Genomic DNA, 13,757 nt, shown 5'->3' on the forward strand with positions numbered 1-13,757 from the left:
TAATGTCCGGTTCATCATTTTCCGCCGCGCACCATCAGGCCAGCACACTGTACTTGCCGCCTGGCTCCTGGCAGACGGTGCTGGAATGTCTTTGCGAGCATTTCAGCACGATCAGCCGCGAGCAGTGGCTGGATCGGATTGTCCGGGGGCGGGTGTTGGACGGGGAGGGGCGGGCGATCGGTATTGACCTGCCCTATCGCGAAGGCATGCGGATCCACTATTTTCGCGAAGTACCCGATGAAAAACCGATCCCTGTGGTGGAGTCGATTCTCTACATCGACGAGCATCTGGTGGTGGCGGACAAACCGCATTTCCTGCCTGTCACGCCTGCGGGGGAATACGTGGAGCAGACATTGCTGCGCCGTTTGATCCGTCGCCTGGACAACCCCCATCTGGTGCCCTTGCACCGTATTGATCGGCACACGGCCGGGCTGGTCTTGTTCTCAGCCAATCCGCAGACGCGTTCGGCTTATCAATCGTTGTTTCCGACGCGGCGAATCGAAAAAAGTTATGAAGCCATTGCCCCCGCACTGCCCGGAGTGGCTTTTCCGTGTGTGCACAGAAGCCGGATGATCAACGGCGAGCCTTTTTTCCGGATGCAGGAGGGGCCAGGCGAGCCCAATACCGAGACGGCCATGGAAGTGCTTGAGAGGAACGGGGACCTGTGGCGGTACGGCCTGTATCCGGTTACCGGGAAAAAGCACCAGCTGCGGGTGCATATGAGTGCCTTGGGGGCTGGCATCTGCAACGATCCGTTTTATCCCGATGTGATTAGAGATGCCCAGGATGACTATGCCAACCCGCTCAAGCTGTTGGCCAAGAGATTAGGTTTCATCGATCCGATCACGGGTCAGGAGCGGGTCTTCAAGAGTGATATTGCCCTGCGTTGGTAGCCATCGCACTTTCCGCCAGGCATTAAAAAGCCCGCAATGCTTGCGGGCTTTTTTTCTATCTGGCTGTAACGCTGAAGATCACAGGTCTTTAACGGTACGAACCTGGTCCTTGTTCACGCGAGTCTGCTTGCCGTCCAGTTGCTCGAATTCGTAGAAGCCGCTGTCTTCGTCGTATTTTGGCGTGTCGACGGCCTGGATTTCGCGACCGTCATTCAGGGTAATCACTGTTGGCGATGCACACCCGGCGAGAGTGGCGAGGCCCAGCGCGAGCATGAAAGTGGCGAGGGTCCGTTGAGTCATGGTGTTTCTCCGAAATGGATTCTTCAAGTTACTGACCGTAAGACGTATACATCGCATGTTAGTTCCTGGCTAGTGTCAATCTGACACGCCTGTATGCCGGGCCAGCAGTTCCGGCGTATTGAGATTGGCCAGCCGGGCATCGTTGGCCGGGCATTGCAAGGCGACGGCATGCAGTGTGCGCATGATGCGGCCGGGACTGCGTTCGCCTTCGTCCCAGGCCCTTTCAAAGTCTGCTGCCAGGACCCGTGGGATGATGCATAACAACGGCTCCCAATGCTCCCCCTGACGCACCATCAACGGCTTGCCGGGATGGCGGCTTGCCGTTTCGCGCATGCTGTCGAGCAGGCTTGAGTCGATTTGCGGGACATCGCAAGGCAGCACCAGCACATACGCATGCCGCGCCACCTTGAGGCCCGCCCGGATGCCTGCCAGCGGCCCGGGAAAATCCCCTTCGGCGTCATGCACCAGCTGGTCGGCATACAATGCGTAACGCTCCGGGTTGCGGTTGCAAGAGATGATCAGATCGTCGCTCAGGGCCCGGGTCCGCCGATGAAGGTGGGCAATCAACGGTTCGCCTTGCCATTCCAGCAGGCCTTTGTCCTGGCCTCCCATGCGTTGTCCGCGGCCACCCGCCAGGAGCAGGATCGAGCAGGCTGGCAAGGGATCGTTCGAGGTCATGATGTGTCTCCGCACAGGCGAAAAAATGGGGCGCTGTGATATAACACCGGGCTGTTTCCCCTACAACTGGACGAGCCTATGAAAGCCAAGGCTGATGTACCTTTCGTACCGCTCAATATCGCGGTGCTGACTGTCAGTGATACCCGTACTCTGGAAACCGACACGTCGGGACAGGTTTTTGTCGACCGCCTCACGGAGGCTGGGCATAACCTTGCGGCCCGGGTACTGCTTAAAGATGATCTGTACAAGATCCGCGCACAAGTCGCCACCTGGATCGCCGACGACGTGGTGCAAGTGGTGTTGATCACCGGTGGCACCGGTTTCACCGGACGCGACAGCACGCCCGAGGCCGTTACGTGCCTGTTGGACAAGCAGGTCGATGGTTTTGGTGAATTGTTCCGGCAGATATCCGTGGCGGACATTGGCACTTCTACCGTTCAGTCCCGGGCGCTGGCCGGCCTGGCCAACGGTACGTTGGTCTGTTGCTTGCCGGGTTCGACCAATGCGGTGCGTACCGGATGGGACGGGATCCTGGCCGAACAACTGGACGCGCGCCATCGGCCGTGTAATTTCGTCGCCCATCTGAAACAGGCTGCCCCTTGTGAATCCCGTGGGTAAACCGGGCAAGGCCGGCGCCCTGATGGCCGTCGAGGTCGCGCTGGAGCGGTTGCTCGAGATGGCGGCAGCCACGCCCATCACTCAGCATGAGCGCGTGCCGCTGGCTGAGGCGCAGGGGCGAGTATTGGCCGAGGACCTGGTCTCGACACTTGACCTGCCGCCCTGGCCCAACAGTGCGATGGACGGCTACGCCTTGCGCCTGAATGACTGGAGCGGCGAGGCGTTGGTCGTCAGTCAGCGGGTTTTCGCCGGGCAGGCTCCAGACGCTCTCGCCGCCGGTACCTGCGCGCGTATCTTCACGGGTGCGCCGGTCCCGCCGGGTGCCGATTGCGTCGAAATGCAGGAAAACGCCATTGTCGACGATGATCAGCGGGTAAGATTCACCCAGCCCATGGTCAGCGGACAGAACATTCGACCTCAAGGACAGGAAACAACCATCGGGGAGCGAGTCCTCGATGCCGGCACCCGCCTGGGTCCGATCGAGTTGGGTCTAGCGGCATCCCTGGGGTGCGCATCGCTGCCAGTGGTGCGCAAAGTACGCGTTGCGGTGCTGTCGACCGGTGACGAACTGGTGGAGCCTGGTCAGAACCTGGGTCCAGGCCAGATCTATAACAGCAATCGTGTCCTGCTCTGTAGCTGGTTGCAGCGCCTGGGTTGCGATGTTGTCGACGCAGGTATCCTGCCCGATGATTTGCCCGCTACGCGTCGCTGTCTGGCCGGGCTGTCGGATGTCGACCTGATCCTTTCCACCGGCGGCGTATCGGTGGGGGAGGCGGATTTTCTCGGCATTGCATTGCGCGAAGAAGGCGAGTTGACGCTCTGGAAGCTCGCTATCAAGCCTGGAAAGCCGCTGACGTTCGGGCACTTCCGTGGCCTGCCGGTAATAGGCCTGCCGGGAAATCCCGCTTCTACGCTGGTGACTTTTGCACTGTTGGCTCGGCCTTACCTGCTGCGGCGCCAGGGCGTTCAGTCAGTGGCGCCCCTCAAGTTCAAGATACCTGCAGGCTTCACCTGGCCGAAGGCGGGCTCTCGCCGAGAGTATTTGCGAGGTCGCATTGAAAACGGTCAGGCGATCATCTACCGCAACCAGAGCTCAGGTGTCCTGCGCAGCGCCGCCTGGGCCGAGGGGCTGGTTGAAGTCCTCGAAGGGCGAACACTGGTCCAGGGTGATGAAGTGAGCTTCATTCCCTTGAGCGAAGTGCTGGATTAATCCTGGCAACGTTGTCCGCCCCGAGTGAGTAACCGTGCCTTATGCCGGCCTTTATCGCGACAGCAACGTCACCACCTGATCGAAGCGGCTGTTCGCCACCCAGCCCAGCAGGCCGACCACCACTGCGGCTGCGCCGGCCAGATAGGCGAGCCGGTGTCGGACCGCTTTCACATCGGTACGGATTTCATCCATGTCCCTGCGGATGTATTTGAGGTGAGTTTCCAGTTCAACGACGCGCGGTTCCAAATCAATTCCTCCTACGGGATTAATGCAACTTTTGCCTTCGTTTTGCTTATCGGCCCGCTCGCTCCTGAGCGGGCCAAATTGCCGGGGGGACAATTTGAATTCATGGCCGGGCATAAGGCGCTCCTCCGCTGTTTCCATGAGCCTTCAAATGATTGGTCCTGCCCCTGCGGGCCTTGATGTATCCATCCATGGGTTATTCATCCTTGCCTATTGGGTGTTTTTTCGATTCAGCGCAACAGAATGCCAAGGTGTTCCAATACGGCTGGAGGGTCAATTGAGCTGATTCGCCAGATCTTGTAGGAAAAGTCCTTGAATGAAGGGTTGCCGAGACGAGGCAGTCCGCCGCCTCCTTCGAGGTGCTGGGTCTTATTTTGTATAAATTGAGCAGCGCCGGGCTTTTTCGGCTGAATGAGCGGTCCCATTTCCTGAACCTTCCAATGACGGAGACAACGATGAGCAAAGGCAAGGCGCTACTGATCCTGCACGGCAAGCAAGCGCTCAACGAAGAGGTTCGCGCGGCAGTGATGCTCAAGCGCAAACAGGGCTGGGACCTGGCGGTACGGTTGACCTGGGAAGCAGGGGATGCCCGGCGATGCGTCGACGAAGCACTGGATGCCGGTTACACCCGATTGATCGCCGGCGGCGGTGACGGAACCCTGCGCGATATCGCCGAGGCGATGGTCCAGCGGCCTGGCGATGCCAGCCTGGTGTTGCTCCCCCTGGGCACTGCTAACGATTTTGCCCGGGCGGCCGGCGTCCCGTTGGAGCCGGACCAGGCCCTGGATCTGCTGGATGTCACGCCCAGGGCGATTGATGTGGGCGAGGTCGGCGGCTGTATTTTCCTGAACATGGCGACGGGCGGCTTCGGTAGCCAGGTGACCGCCAATACCTCCGAGGACTTGAAGAAAGTCCTTGGGGGCGCCGCTTATCTGTTTACCGGCCTGTCGCGTTTCAGTGAGTTGAGCGCAGCCTATGGCGAACTGCAGGGCCCCGATTTTCACTGGCGCGGCGACTTGCTGGCGCTGGGCATCGGCAATGGTCGGCAGGCGGGTGGGGGGCATTTGCTCTGTCCGCAAGCGTTTGCCGACGACGGTTTGCTCGATATCAGCATCCTCCCGGCGCCTCAAGAGGTTGTCAGTACGCTCAAGGACCTGCTGGCCGGTGGCCTGGGCATAGACAACATGTTCGTACGAGCGCGTTTGCCCTGGGTGGAAATCAAGGTGGCGCAGGGCCTGGACATCAATCTGGATGGCGAGCCGTTGCAGGTCGACGATCTGCGTTTCACCGTGCGCCCGAAAGCGCTACGGGTGCACCTGCCGTCGGATTCGCCATTGCTGGAGGGTGCGGCGCTGCTCAATCATCCAGGCTGATGATCTGTTCGCGGACCGCAAACAGTACCAGTCCGGCCACGTCATGAATCTGCAGGCGCTTCATGATCTGGGCCCGGTGCGTTTCCACGGTCTTGATGCTCAGGCTCAGGCCGTTGGCGATTTCCCGGGTGGACTTGCCACGAACGATCAGTCGCAGGATCTCCAGCTGGCGCGCCGTCAGGTTGTGGTTCTGGGCTGGATCGGGCTGATGTTTCTGAACGCGGGTCAGCGCCTGGTTGATCACGGTGTGGGCGATGGCCGGGCTCAGGTAGCGTTCGTTGTTGCGCAACGCGTCCAGGGCGTGCGCCAGCTCGGTGGCCGTGGTGTCCTTGAGCAGGTAGCCATGGGCTCCTGATTCCAGCGCCTGCATGATCAGCGCGGGGTCAGTGTGCATGGACAGGATCAGCACCTTGCTCTGGGGGCGTACCTTCCTGAGTTGCTGCAAGGCTTCCAGGCCGCCGGTATCCTTCATGGAAATATCCAGCAGGACGATATCGGGGTTGAGGCGTTCTACCAGTTCCGGCAATTGCGCGCCGTCACTGGCTTCGCCGACGACGGCGTAGCCAGGGAGATCCAGGACCAGGGCGCGTACACCGGCCCGGATCAGCGAGTGGTCATCTACCAGAAGCAAATTACAAGTCAATGGAGAACCTTATTCTTGCTGGCCCGCTCAAGGGCACGCGGTGCCCAGGGAATACGAGCTTCGATATGCGTGCCTTTGCCGGCCTCGCTGGTGACCTTGAGGGTGCCGCCCAACTGTTCGACTCGCTCCGACATGCCGGCCATGCCGCGCTGTCCTTCGCGGCCGGGGTGGCTGGCCGGGACGAATCCCTGGCCGTCATCGCTGATCAGCAACGTCAGCCCTTCAGGAAGGCGTTGCAGGCGCACCAGCAGATTGCTCGCCTGGGCGTGGCGCAACATGTTGGTGACGGCCTCCTGGGTGATCCGAAAGGCGGCGACGGTCATTTCGTCCGGGATGCCGGTCATGCGCTGCTGGCAATCGAGGCTCCATTTCACCGGCGTATTGGCCAATGTCTTGAGTAGATGAGCGCGGAGACTGGCTTCGAGCCCAAGGCTGGTCAGTTGCCTGGGATTGAGGATCGCCGAGACATCACGCACTTTGTTCAGGGTTTCGTCCAGCGTGTCGCTCAGTACGCTGCATTGGCCCTGCAAGTCTTCCGGCAGGCGGCGCTTGAGCCATTCACTTTGCAGTTTTGCCGCGGTCAGCAGTTGGCCAATGTCATCGTGCAGTTCGCGGCTGAGCCGGTGACGCTCGTTTTCCTGGACCTCCAGCAGTCGGTCGGCCAGTTCCTGCGGCTGGAACTTGATGGACTTGCGCGACAGTCGATAGTGGATCCAGACACAGGCCAGCGCCGCGCCATTGAGCACCAGCAAGCCCAACGGCAGCGGATGGGCCAACAAGTAGGCCAGCAGGCACCCGAGGGTCGAGCAGATACACAGCAGCAATGTGAACCGGCGGGCGTTTTCTCGGGACGGTGGCCAGGTGATGATTGACTTGAAGCTGGCGTGCATAACGGATGGAGCCAATGAATGTTCGCTGCGGGCAGGCCAGTCAGCGCATCTGACGGGCCGGGTCGGGTAAATGTTTCAGGTCGGGGACGGCTTCGGTTGGCGGCTTCTTGCGCCGCTGTCCGAGGCGACTGACGCGAGACATAGTACCACTTCGGATTTCGTTGGTCGCGCCCGGCTTGGCGGCGGCAAAGCACGACGGGCCAGGCACATGATGTTGGTCGGCTGCTACCAGCTCACGCTTGTTTTTGTGCGTAAGGAACCAACGCCATCGGACGCGGCGTCGGCAACGCCTCGCAGGGACTCTGGCCTACCTGGAAGGCAAATGCTTCGATCAGGGAAGTCTGTTCAGTGTTGTCCAGACTCAGTTTGCCGGTGGTGCGGTCGACGAGCTCCAACTGCCAGGCCATCAGGGTAAAACAATCTTTCAGCGCGACCAGTGCCTGGTCATGCAGCTCCATGTGGTGTTGCGCATGACTGAGCAAGCCATGGATATGCAGCGAAAACTCCGAAACGGCCTCCAATGCGAGAGCGTCGGCCTTGTTTGCCAGCTTCAGCAACGTGCTGAGCATGCAGTCGATGGCATCCTTGTCGTTGTTGATCAGCTCCAGATGGCTCAGGCATTCCTCCGACTTGGCCAAGAGTGTCTCGGCTTCAATCAGGAACTCGGGAAGGCGCTGGCTCCAATTGTTGCGATCGTTCGGCATGCTTATCTCCACAACATCATGTCAGGCGAAAGTAGATCGCGTGTGGCGAACGGCTGGGTCTCATGGCCGGTACGAACGAAGGTGCCTTGCGGATCGCAAACTCGGCCTCGCAAACGATTGCACTGAAATCGGTTGGGAGGCTGGAAATCCGTTGTTCTGCAGTCGCGCACAAAAGCCTGACTCCGTTCAGCAATGAGAATGGCGTCACATTAATGGCTATTGGATATCGGGAATATCAGGTTAGACCTGATTGTGCCTAGGGGAATCCCTTAGGCAGGGGAACTTACTGCATCAACGGAAGTCGCGCAGCGGAAAAAACGGATGTAAAACGGAAGGCCAGTAAAGCATGATGTCTATGTGACATCAATGCCCGCGGCGGTATTTAATGTCGGGGTCAAGATCCGGCGCATACCGCCGATAGCGTCTTTACAGATTCATCCGAACAAGCCCAGGAGTCATCGATGGCCGGCATTCTCGACACAGTAGATCAACGAACCCAATTGGTGGGTGAGAATCGCCTGGAAATTCTCATGTTTCGCCTGGCGGGGCGCCAATTGTTCGCCATCAACGTATTCAAGGTCCAGGAAGTGCTGCAACTGCCGAAGCTGACCTTGATGCCCCAGCGCCACCCGTTCGTCTGTGGTGTGGTCAATCTGCGTGGCCAGACCCTTCCGGTGATCGATCTTTCCCAGGCCATCGGCATGCGTCCGCTCGTGCCGGGACCTAACAGCACCATCATCGTCACCGAGTACAACCGTTCGGTACAGGCGTTCCTGGTAGGGGGCGTGGACCGCATCGTCAACATGAACTGGGAAGCCATCCTGCCGCCTCCGACCAGTGCCGGTCGCGAGCATTACCTGACGGCTATCAGCAAGGTCGACGACCAGTTGGTGGAAATCATCGACGTGGAGAAAGTCCTCGCCGAAATCGTCCCCTACAACGCCAAGGTCTCACGGGACAAGCTCGAGGATCCGGTGCTGGAACGAGCCCGCGGTCGAGAAGTCCTGCTGGTGGACGATTCCAATGTCGCGCTCTCGCAGTTGCGTGACACCCTGGGCCAGTTGGGCGTGAAGATGCACATCGCCAGCGACGGCTTGAAGGCACTGAACATGCTCAAGGCCTGGGCCGACACCGGCGAAGTGATGACCGACAAGTTGCTGATGATTTTCACCGACGCGGAAATGCCCGAGATGGACGGCTACCGCCTGACCACGGAAATCCGCAACGATCCACGCCTGCGTGGGCTCTACGTGGTGCTGCACACCTCGCTGTCCGGCAGCTTCAACGATTCGATGGTCAAGAAGGTTGGCTGTGACAACTTCCTTTCCAAATTCCAGCCGGACAAGCTGGTCGACGTGGTGCGCCAGCGGTTGATGCTCGGCTGAGGCTGATCGAGGTTTGCTTCACCGGCTCGCTCGTATAAGGTTGCGCTTTTTCGTCACCAGGGAAAGTTGATCATGTTGCGGCTGAGCGCGCTGTATCGGTATCCGTTGAAGTCCGGCAAGGGGCAGCCGCTGCAGGGCATCGGCCTGGACAAGCTCGGGCTCGACGGTGATCGACGCTGGATGCTGGTGGATGAGGCCACCGGGCGCTTCCTGACCCAGCGGGCCGTGGCAAAGATGAGCCAGCTTTCGGCGTTGTGGAACGCGGCGGGCGGACTGACACTCAGCGCGCCGGGCTACGGCGCCATCGAGGTGCCGCTGCCGCCTTCTCTCGAAGAACAACGGCGTGGCGTGATCATCTGGCGCGATACTCTGCGTGTGCCGGATGCCGGTGACGCGACGGCAGCCTGGGTCAGTGAATTCATCGGCAATCGCACCCGGCTGGTCCATGTGCCGGTGGAATTGGCTCGCACCACGGCAGCCGGCTACGGCAAGGATGATGACAAGGTGGCCTTCGCCGACGGTTTTCCCTTGTTGTTGATCGGCCAGGCCTCGTTGGAGGATTTATCGGGCAGGGTCGGCCGCTCGCTGGAAATGCTGCGCTTTCGTCCCAACCTGGTGGTCGAGGGCAGCGAGGCGTTCGCCGAAGACGGCTGGAAGCGTATTCGTATCGGCGAGGTGGAGTTCCGGGTGGTCAAGCCGTGTTCACGCTGCATCATGACCACGGTCGATCCGCAAACCGGCGAACGCGATCCGCAGCGCGAGCCTTTCGCCACGTTGCAGCAGTACCGTTCTACCCCGGATGGTGCGATGTTCGGCCAGAATCTGGTCAACGATGGCAATGGCCGACTTGAGGTCGGCATGCCGGTCGAAGTGCTGGAATAGAAGATCCCTGAATAAAAATGCCCGTGTCGCTGGACACGGGCATTTTTATTTATGCAGGCGCTTTTTGTGGCGAGGGAGCTTGCTCCCGCTGGCTGCGCAGCAGCCCTCGCATGCAAGGGACGCTGGCGCGTCCAGCGGGAGCAAGCTCCCTCGCCACGGCTCAGCCGCGATATTCGCAGAGGTAAGCAGTGTCGACGGCTACCTTGAGCTGGAACTTGCTGTTGGCCGGGACGTTGAACTGGCTACCGGCGGCGAAGGTTTCCCAATCGGTGCTGTCGGGCAGTTTCACCGTCAGGGCGCCGGAAACAACATGCATGATTTCCCGCTGCGCAGTGCCGAACTCATATTCGCCCGGTGCCATGACGCCGATGGTCGCTGGACCTTCGGCGGTGCCGAAGGCGATCGACTTGACGGTGCCGTCGAAGTACTCGTTGACTTTGAACATGGGCGATTCCTCGAGAAAGGGCTGAAAAAGGCCGGCCAGTATGCACAAGGCCACAACAGTCGTCATCTGTCGCGCCTGGCAGGGCGCTCAGCCGGTCAGCACCAGCGGCAACAATCGCGCCGTATTACGGGCGTCCTCCAATGCACGGTGCTGTTGGCCGCAGAACTGCAGGCCGGCCAGTTGCAACGCCGCATTGAGCCCCAGCGGTCGCTCCAGCCGACGGGCCTTGGCAAAGCGCTGCTTGAGATTCATGTGCGGTACCTGGCCGAGCGCGCTGTGCAAGTGCTGGCCTTGCCATTCCTGAAGCAATTGCTTGCGGTCGTAGTCCCCCCAACTGACCCAGCCTTCGAGGTTCGCTCGATAAGGCGCCAGCCAGTGTTCGAATGCCGGCCAGACCTCGGTCAGCGGTGCGGCGCCGTCAATATTGGCCTGGCTGATATGCGTCAGCGTGCGACAGAAAGAGGTCAGCAACGGGCGCCTCAGCGGCCGTACAAACCGTTGGAAATGATCCACCTCGCGCCCATCCCGATTCACCAGGGTGGCGCCGATTTCGATGATTTCCATTTCGGTAACCGGCCAGCCACCTTCGTCGGTGGTGGCTTCCAGATCAATCACCAGCCAGTAAGGCATTGCAAGGTTCCCGGTATCGGCGTGCAGATGGGTTTGAGCGTAGTCAAACCCGAAGCATCCGCCTAGTCCCTGATGACGCGCGAGCGACCAGACCGGCCTGATGGAGGTTGTCCTGCATGGAAGATGGCTGTTCGCTGTCCGAGCGCTTGCTTGGTTGCCTTGGCCAGCTTAAATTGCCCCGCGCGACCGGATGAAAGAAGAACAATGATCGAGCCGCTGTTTTAAATTGACCGTGCGGCTGGCTAAGCGGCTGAAACCGCCTAGCGTGAAGAGTGATGGGGACTTTGGGGGAGTGGTTATCTTGACGTGTTCGCCGATGGGGATGACCTCACGTACCTTGCTTGCCGTCCTGGCCATGTTCTTGACCGTGTCAGCTGAAGCTGCACAAGTGGTCCGGATCGGCGCGGCGCATTTCCCGCCCTATACGGTTCGTCCCGAAAACGGCGCCGACACCGGTCTGTTACCGCAATTGGTGGAAGCCTTGAACCGGTCACAGGCCGATTATGAATTCGTGCTGGTACCCACTTCGATTCCGCGCCGGTTCAACGATTTCAAGCAGGGCCGGGTCGACATGGCGATTTTCGAGAACCCCGACTGGGGTTGGCAGGATGTGCCCCATACTCCGGTAGACATGGGCCTGGAGGATGCGGAGATATTCGTCGCCCAACGCCAGCCGGATCGCCAGCAGAGCTATTTCGCCGATCTCAGGGGCAAGCGCCTGGCCCTGTTCAGCGGTTATCACTATGCGTTCGCCGAATTCAACGCCGACCCGAAGTTCCTCATCGGCCAATACAACGCCACGTTGACCTATTCCCACGACAGCAACCTGCAGATGGTGTTGCGCACACGCGCGGACATTGCCCTGGTGACCCGTTCCTACCTCAGCGATTACGTGTTGCGCAATCCGCAAGTGGCCTCGCAGTTGCTGGTATCCGAACGCATCGACCAGATTTACCACCATTACGCACTGATTCGGCCCCAGGCGCCCATTTCTCCTCAAGCGTTCGGCCAGATATTGCAGAAGTTGCGGGACGACGGCCAGTTGCTGGAAATCTTCCAGCCCTACCGGATCGAGCTGGTGCCGACCCACGCCCATTAAAAGCGGACCTTAAATTTATCTGCCTGGCTCACGTCACACGTTGACCACCGACGAAAACGTGAGCTCCCATGTCCAACCTCAATCAGCCGACCCTATTGCCCTTGCCCGGCGGGCGCAGCCTGGGTGCCGATGAAACCGAACGCCACCTGAGCCTGATGCTCGAAGGCGCGCCGCTGATCCGCCTGCGCCTGGAGCGCGGTCCCCAGTTGCACGTGCATTTGCAGGAAAACAACGACCGGCCGGTCGGCCCGGCACTCTGGGCGGCCTGCTATTGGCTGTTTGCCAGGGATCCCGAATGTCAGCGCCTGGTCTGGCACCTCAATGAGCGTCCCGGTGAGGCCCTGCTCAGCGGTTTGCTGACGGGCGGGGAACTCAGCGACGAATACATCTGCGAACGCACGCTGTTCTGGCAACTGCCGCAGCCCTGGCTGGGAGAGTCGTTCAGCGGCAGTTATCCGCAACAGATGATCGTCACCGACGGCAAGCGCCATCCACGTCGCCCGATCAAGCCGCGCGGCGAGGTGTATCGCCGTTTCGACGCGCGGCTAGGGGCCTGGGTGTCTTTGCGCACGCTTGAAATCGAGCAAGACCTGACGCGATTCAACCGCTGGCAGAACAGCCCCAGGGTGGCGAGCTTCTGGCAGGAGGAGGGCAGCCTGGAACAGCACCGCGAGTACTTGACCGGGCTTGAGCATGACCCTCGGGTCTTGACCTTGATCGGTTGTTTCGATGAGCACCCATTCGCCTACTTCGAAGCCTATTGGGCCAAGGAGGATCGAATCGCACCGTTTTATGACGCTCACGCCTATGACCGCGGCATCCACATGCTGGTGGGCGAAGAGCAGCATCGAGGTCCGCACAAGGTCGCAAGCTGGCTATCGGCGCTGGTGCATTACCTGTTTCTCGACGATCCGCGTACCCAGCGCGTGGTGGCCGAGCCTCGGGCCGACAATGCGCGGATGATCGGGCATCTGCATAACCAGTGTTTTCACTGTGAGAAGGAATTCGATTTCCCGCACAAGCGCGCGGCGCTGATGATTCTCGGGCGCGAGCGGTTTTTTGACCGGTGTTCGTTGATGTAGGGCTTCAAGGCCCCATCGCGAGCAAGCTCGCTCCCACAGTTTGGTCGTGAACCCTGTGGGAGCGAGCTTGCTCGCGATGAGGACAGCAGACTCACTGCAGATTTCACCGCCGGGCGAACGTATCCCCACGCACCCCTGACACCTTGCGGCAATGCACCAGGGCGTCGCGGATCATGAAGTTCACCAGTGTCGGCGAGACGCCCAGTTCCTTGGCGATGTCCTTCTGCGGTACGCCGTGCAGCCGGTACATCTCGAAGGCATAACGGGTTCGGCTAGGCAGCTCGGTCAGCGCGTCGGCAATGTGCTCGAGGGTGGAAAAGTTGATATGCGACGTTTCTGGCGAAGCACCCTGGATCACCACGTTCAACCCTTCTTCTTCCGGCCCCGAATATTTCTGTTCCAACGCCTGTTTGCGGTAGTGGTCGATCGCCAGATTGCGCACGATCTGGAACAGGTAGCTGAGTTGAGCCTTGAAGGACGAGGTGATCTGGGGCGCCGATTGCAACCGGAAAAACGCATCCTGGACCACGTCTTCCGCGCGGGAGCGGCAACCGGTGATGCGCGCTGCGATCTTGACCAGGATCATCCGGTTGTCGACGAAGGCCTGGAGTAGCGGTGAGTCGCACCTGCTTGTGGATACTTGTTCCGTCATGGAATTCACCTTACTGCAAATAGTTAGCGG

General features: G+C 60.1%; 17 protein-coding genes. 8 read left to right on the plus strand and 9 right to left on the minus strand.

The window, feature by feature from the left end; all coding sequences use genetic code 11:
* Window positions 1-2: 2 nt before the first annotated feature.
* Window positions 3-893, plus strand: coding sequence for a pseudouridine synthase (locus tag J3P89_RS08385; protein ID WP_434697966.1), 891 nt, complete (start codon window positions 3-5; stop codon window positions 891-893).
* Window positions 894-971: 78 nt separating this feature from the next.
* Here J3P89_RS08385 and J3P89_RS08390 read toward each other — a convergent pair whose 3' ends face one another.
* Together J3P89_RS08390 and mobA are read right to left on the minus strand one after the other, a co-directional pair.
* On the minus strand, window positions 972-1,193 hold the full coding sequence (locus J3P89_RS08390; protein ID WP_025212647.1) for a YgdI/YgdR family lipoprotein: 222 nt from the start codon (window positions 1,191-1,193) through the stop codon (window positions 972-974).
* 75 nt (window positions 1,194-1,268) lie between these two features.
* The gene (mobA, locus tag J3P89_RS08395) at window positions 1,269-1,871 is read right to left on the minus strand and encodes a molybdenum cofactor guanylyltransferase MobA (RefSeq protein ID WP_434629495.1); all 603 of its coding nucleotides are present in this window, start codon (window positions 1,869-1,871) and stop codon (window positions 1,269-1,271) included.
* Between the two features lie 78 nt (window positions 1,872-1,949).
* Here mobA and moaB point away from each other — a divergent pair, with 78 nt between their 5' ends.
* Together moaB and J3P89_RS08405 are read left to right on the plus strand one after the other, a co-directional pair.
* The gene (gene moaB, locus J3P89_RS08400; protein ID WP_434572850.1) at window positions 1,950-2,489 is read left to right on the plus strand and encodes a molybdenum cofactor biosynthesis protein B; all 540 of its coding nucleotides are present in this window, start codon (window positions 1,950-1,952) and stop codon (window positions 2,487-2,489) included.
* Window positions 2,490-2,511: 22 nt separating this feature from the next.
* Window positions 2,512-3,699: a molybdopterin molybdotransferase MoeA gene (locus J3P89_RS08405; protein WP_434697967.1), complete on the plus strand. Its 1,188-nt coding sequence runs from the start codon at window positions 2,512-2,514 to the stop codon at window positions 3,697-3,699.
* Window positions 3,700-3,750: 51 nt separating this feature from the next.
* Here the strand turns inward: J3P89_RS08405 and J3P89_RS08410 are convergent, their stop codons facing one another.
* Window positions 3,751-4,059, minus strand: coding sequence for a hypothetical protein (locus tag J3P89_RS08410; RefSeq protein ID WP_305499812.1), 309 nt, complete (start codon window positions 4,057-4,059; stop codon window positions 3,751-3,753).
* Between the two features lie 338 nt (window positions 4,060-4,397).
* On the opposite strand from J3P89_RS08410, the gene yegS reads away from it, so the two are divergent.
* Entirely contained in the window at window positions 4,398-5,315 is a 918-nt protein-coding gene (gene yegS, locus J3P89_RS08415; RefSeq protein WP_434697247.1) for a lipid kinase YegS, read from the plus strand.
* Here the strand turns inward: yegS and J3P89_RS08420 are convergent.
* The 3 genes from J3P89_RS08420 to J3P89_RS08430 form a co-directional block, all read right to left on the minus strand.
* Window positions 5,299-5,958, minus strand: coding sequence for a response regulator (locus J3P89_RS08420; RefSeq protein WP_305499816.1), 660 nt, complete (start codon window positions 5,956-5,958; stop codon window positions 5,299-5,301). The genes yegS and J3P89_RS08420 overlap by 17 nt on opposite strands.
* Complete coding sequence (locus J3P89_RS08425; RefSeq protein ID WP_434574144.1) at window positions 5,955-6,848, minus strand: sensor histidine kinase; 894 nt, start codon at window positions 6,846-6,848, stop codon at window positions 5,955-5,957. The genes J3P89_RS08420 and J3P89_RS08425 overlap by 4 nt, the downstream gene beginning before the upstream one ends.
* A gap of 233 nt (window positions 6,849-7,081) precedes the next feature.
* Window positions 7,082-7,552, minus strand: coding sequence for a hypothetical protein (locus J3P89_RS08430; RefSeq protein WP_434697248.1), 471 nt, complete (start codon window positions 7,550-7,552; stop codon window positions 7,082-7,084).
* Between the two features lie 461 nt (window positions 7,553-8,013).
* Between J3P89_RS08430 and J3P89_RS08435 the strand changes: the two genes are divergently transcribed.
* Both J3P89_RS08435 and J3P89_RS08440 read left to right on the plus strand, forming a co-directional pair.
* Window positions 8,014-8,937 (plus strand): chemotaxis protein CheV, encoded by a 924-nt coding sequence (locus tag J3P89_RS08435; protein WP_214999118.1) that lies wholly within the window; start codon window positions 8,014-8,016, stop codon window positions 8,935-8,937.
* A gap of 72 nt (window positions 8,938-9,009) precedes the next feature.
* Window positions 9,010-9,819 (plus strand): MOSC domain-containing protein, encoded by an 810-nt coding sequence (locus J3P89_RS08440; RefSeq protein WP_434697249.1) that lies wholly within the window; start codon window positions 9,010-9,012, stop codon window positions 9,817-9,819.
* A gap of 160 nt (window positions 9,820-9,979) precedes the next feature.
* On the opposite strand, the gene J3P89_RS08445 is transcribed toward J3P89_RS08440, so the two are convergent.
* Window positions 9,980-10,264 carry a pyrimidine/purine nucleoside phosphorylase gene (locus J3P89_RS08445; protein ID WP_003183665.1) on the minus strand — a complete coding sequence of 95 codons (285 nt, stop codon included), beginning with the start codon at window positions 10,262-10,264 and terminating at the stop codon, window positions 9,980-9,982.
* A gap of 87 nt (window positions 10,265-10,351) precedes the next feature.
* Entirely contained in the window at window positions 10,352-10,894 is a 543-nt protein-coding gene (locus J3P89_RS08450; RefSeq protein ID WP_305499825.1) for an exonuclease domain-containing protein, read from the minus strand.
* Window positions 10,895-11,216: 322 nt separating this feature from the next.
* On the opposite strand from J3P89_RS08450, the gene J3P89_RS08455 reads away from it, so the two are divergent.
* Window positions 11,217-11,993, plus strand: coding sequence for a substrate-binding periplasmic protein (locus J3P89_RS08455; protein ID WP_434697250.1), 777 nt, complete (start codon window positions 11,217-11,219; stop codon window positions 11,991-11,993).
* Window positions 11,994-12,061: 68 nt separating this feature from the next.
* Window positions 12,062-13,075: a GNAT family N-acetyltransferase gene (locus J3P89_RS08460; RefSeq protein WP_434697251.1), complete on the plus strand. Its 1,014-nt coding sequence runs from the start codon at window positions 12,062-12,064 to the stop codon at window positions 13,073-13,075.
* Window positions 13,076-13,178: 103 nt separating this feature from the next.
* On the opposite strand, the gene J3P89_RS08465 is transcribed toward J3P89_RS08460, so the two are convergent.
* Window positions 13,179-13,727, minus strand: a complete 549-nt coding sequence (locus tag J3P89_RS08465) for an RNA polymerase factor sigma-70 (protein WP_025212663.1) — start codon at window positions 13,725-13,727, stop codon at window positions 13,179-13,181.
* Window positions 13,728-13,757: the final 30 nt, after the last annotated feature.

Origin of the sequence: Pseudomonas sp. Z1-14 (genome assembly GCF_051132005.1) — a bacterium.
In the GTDB taxonomy this organism is placed as follows: domain Bacteria; phylum Pseudomonadota; class Gammaproteobacteria; order Pseudomonadales; family Pseudomonadaceae; genus Aquipseudomonas.

What these genes read in the sequence shown, in the direction of transcription:
- J3P89_RS08385 (WP_434697966.1), top strand. Translation starts at nt 3, where the DNA reads ATGTCCGGTTCATCATTTTCCGCCGCGCACCATCAGGCCAGCACACTG.
- J3P89_RS08390 (WP_025212647.1), bottom strand. Translation starts at nt 1,193, where the DNA reads ATGACTCAACGGACCCTCGCCACTTTCATGCTCGCGCTGGGCCTCGCC.
- mobA (WP_434629495.1), bottom strand. Translation starts at nt 1,871, where the DNA reads ATGACCTCGAACGATCCCTTGCCAGCCTGCTCGATCCTGCTCCTGGCG.
- moaB (WP_434572850.1), top strand. Translation starts at nt 1,950, where the DNA reads ATGAAAGCCAAGGCTGATGTACCTTTCGTACCGCTCAATATCGCGGTG.
- J3P89_RS08405 (WP_434697967.1), top strand. Translation starts at nt 2,512, where the DNA reads ATGGCCGTCGAGGTCGCGCTGGAGCGGTTGCTCGAGATGGCGGCAGCC.
- J3P89_RS08410 (WP_305499812.1), bottom strand. Translation starts at nt 4,059, where the DNA reads ATGCCCGGCCATGAATTCAAATTGTCCCCCCGGCAATTTGGCCCGCTC.
- yegS (WP_434697247.1), top strand. Translation starts at nt 4,398, where the DNA reads ATGAGCAAAGGCAAGGCGCTACTGATCCTGCACGGCAAGCAAGCGCTC.
- J3P89_RS08425 (WP_434574144.1), bottom strand. Translation starts at nt 6,848, where the DNA reads ATGCACGCCAGCTTCAAGTCAATCATCACCTGGCCACCGTCCCGAGAA.
- J3P89_RS08430 (WP_434697248.1), bottom strand. Translation starts at nt 7,552, where the DNA reads ATGCCGAACGATCGCAACAATTGGAGCCAGCGCCTTCCCGAGTTCCTG.
- J3P89_RS08435 (WP_214999118.1), top strand. Translation starts at nt 8,014, where the DNA reads ATGGCCGGCATTCTCGACACAGTAGATCAACGAACCCAATTGGTGGGT.
- J3P89_RS08440 (WP_434697249.1), top strand. Translation starts at nt 9,010, where the DNA reads ATGTTGCGGCTGAGCGCGCTGTATCGGTATCCGTTGAAGTCCGGCAAG.
- J3P89_RS08445 (WP_003183665.1), bottom strand. Translation starts at nt 10,264, where the DNA reads ATGTTCAAAGTCAACGAGTACTTCGACGGCACCGTCAAGTCGATCGCC.
- J3P89_RS08450 (WP_305499825.1), bottom strand. Translation starts at nt 10,894, where the DNA reads ATGCCTTACTGGCTGGTGATTGATCTGGAAGCCACCACCGACGAAGGT.
- J3P89_RS08455 (WP_434697250.1), top strand. Translation starts at nt 11,217, where the DNA reads ATGACCTCACGTACCTTGCTTGCCGTCCTGGCCATGTTCTTGACCGTG.
- J3P89_RS08460 (WP_434697251.1), top strand. Translation starts at nt 12,062, where the DNA reads ATGTCCAACCTCAATCAGCCGACCCTATTGCCCTTGCCCGGCGGGCGC.
- J3P89_RS08465 (WP_025212663.1), bottom strand. Translation starts at nt 13,727, where the DNA reads ATGACGGAACAAGTATCCACAAGCAGGTGCGACTCACCGCTACTCCAG.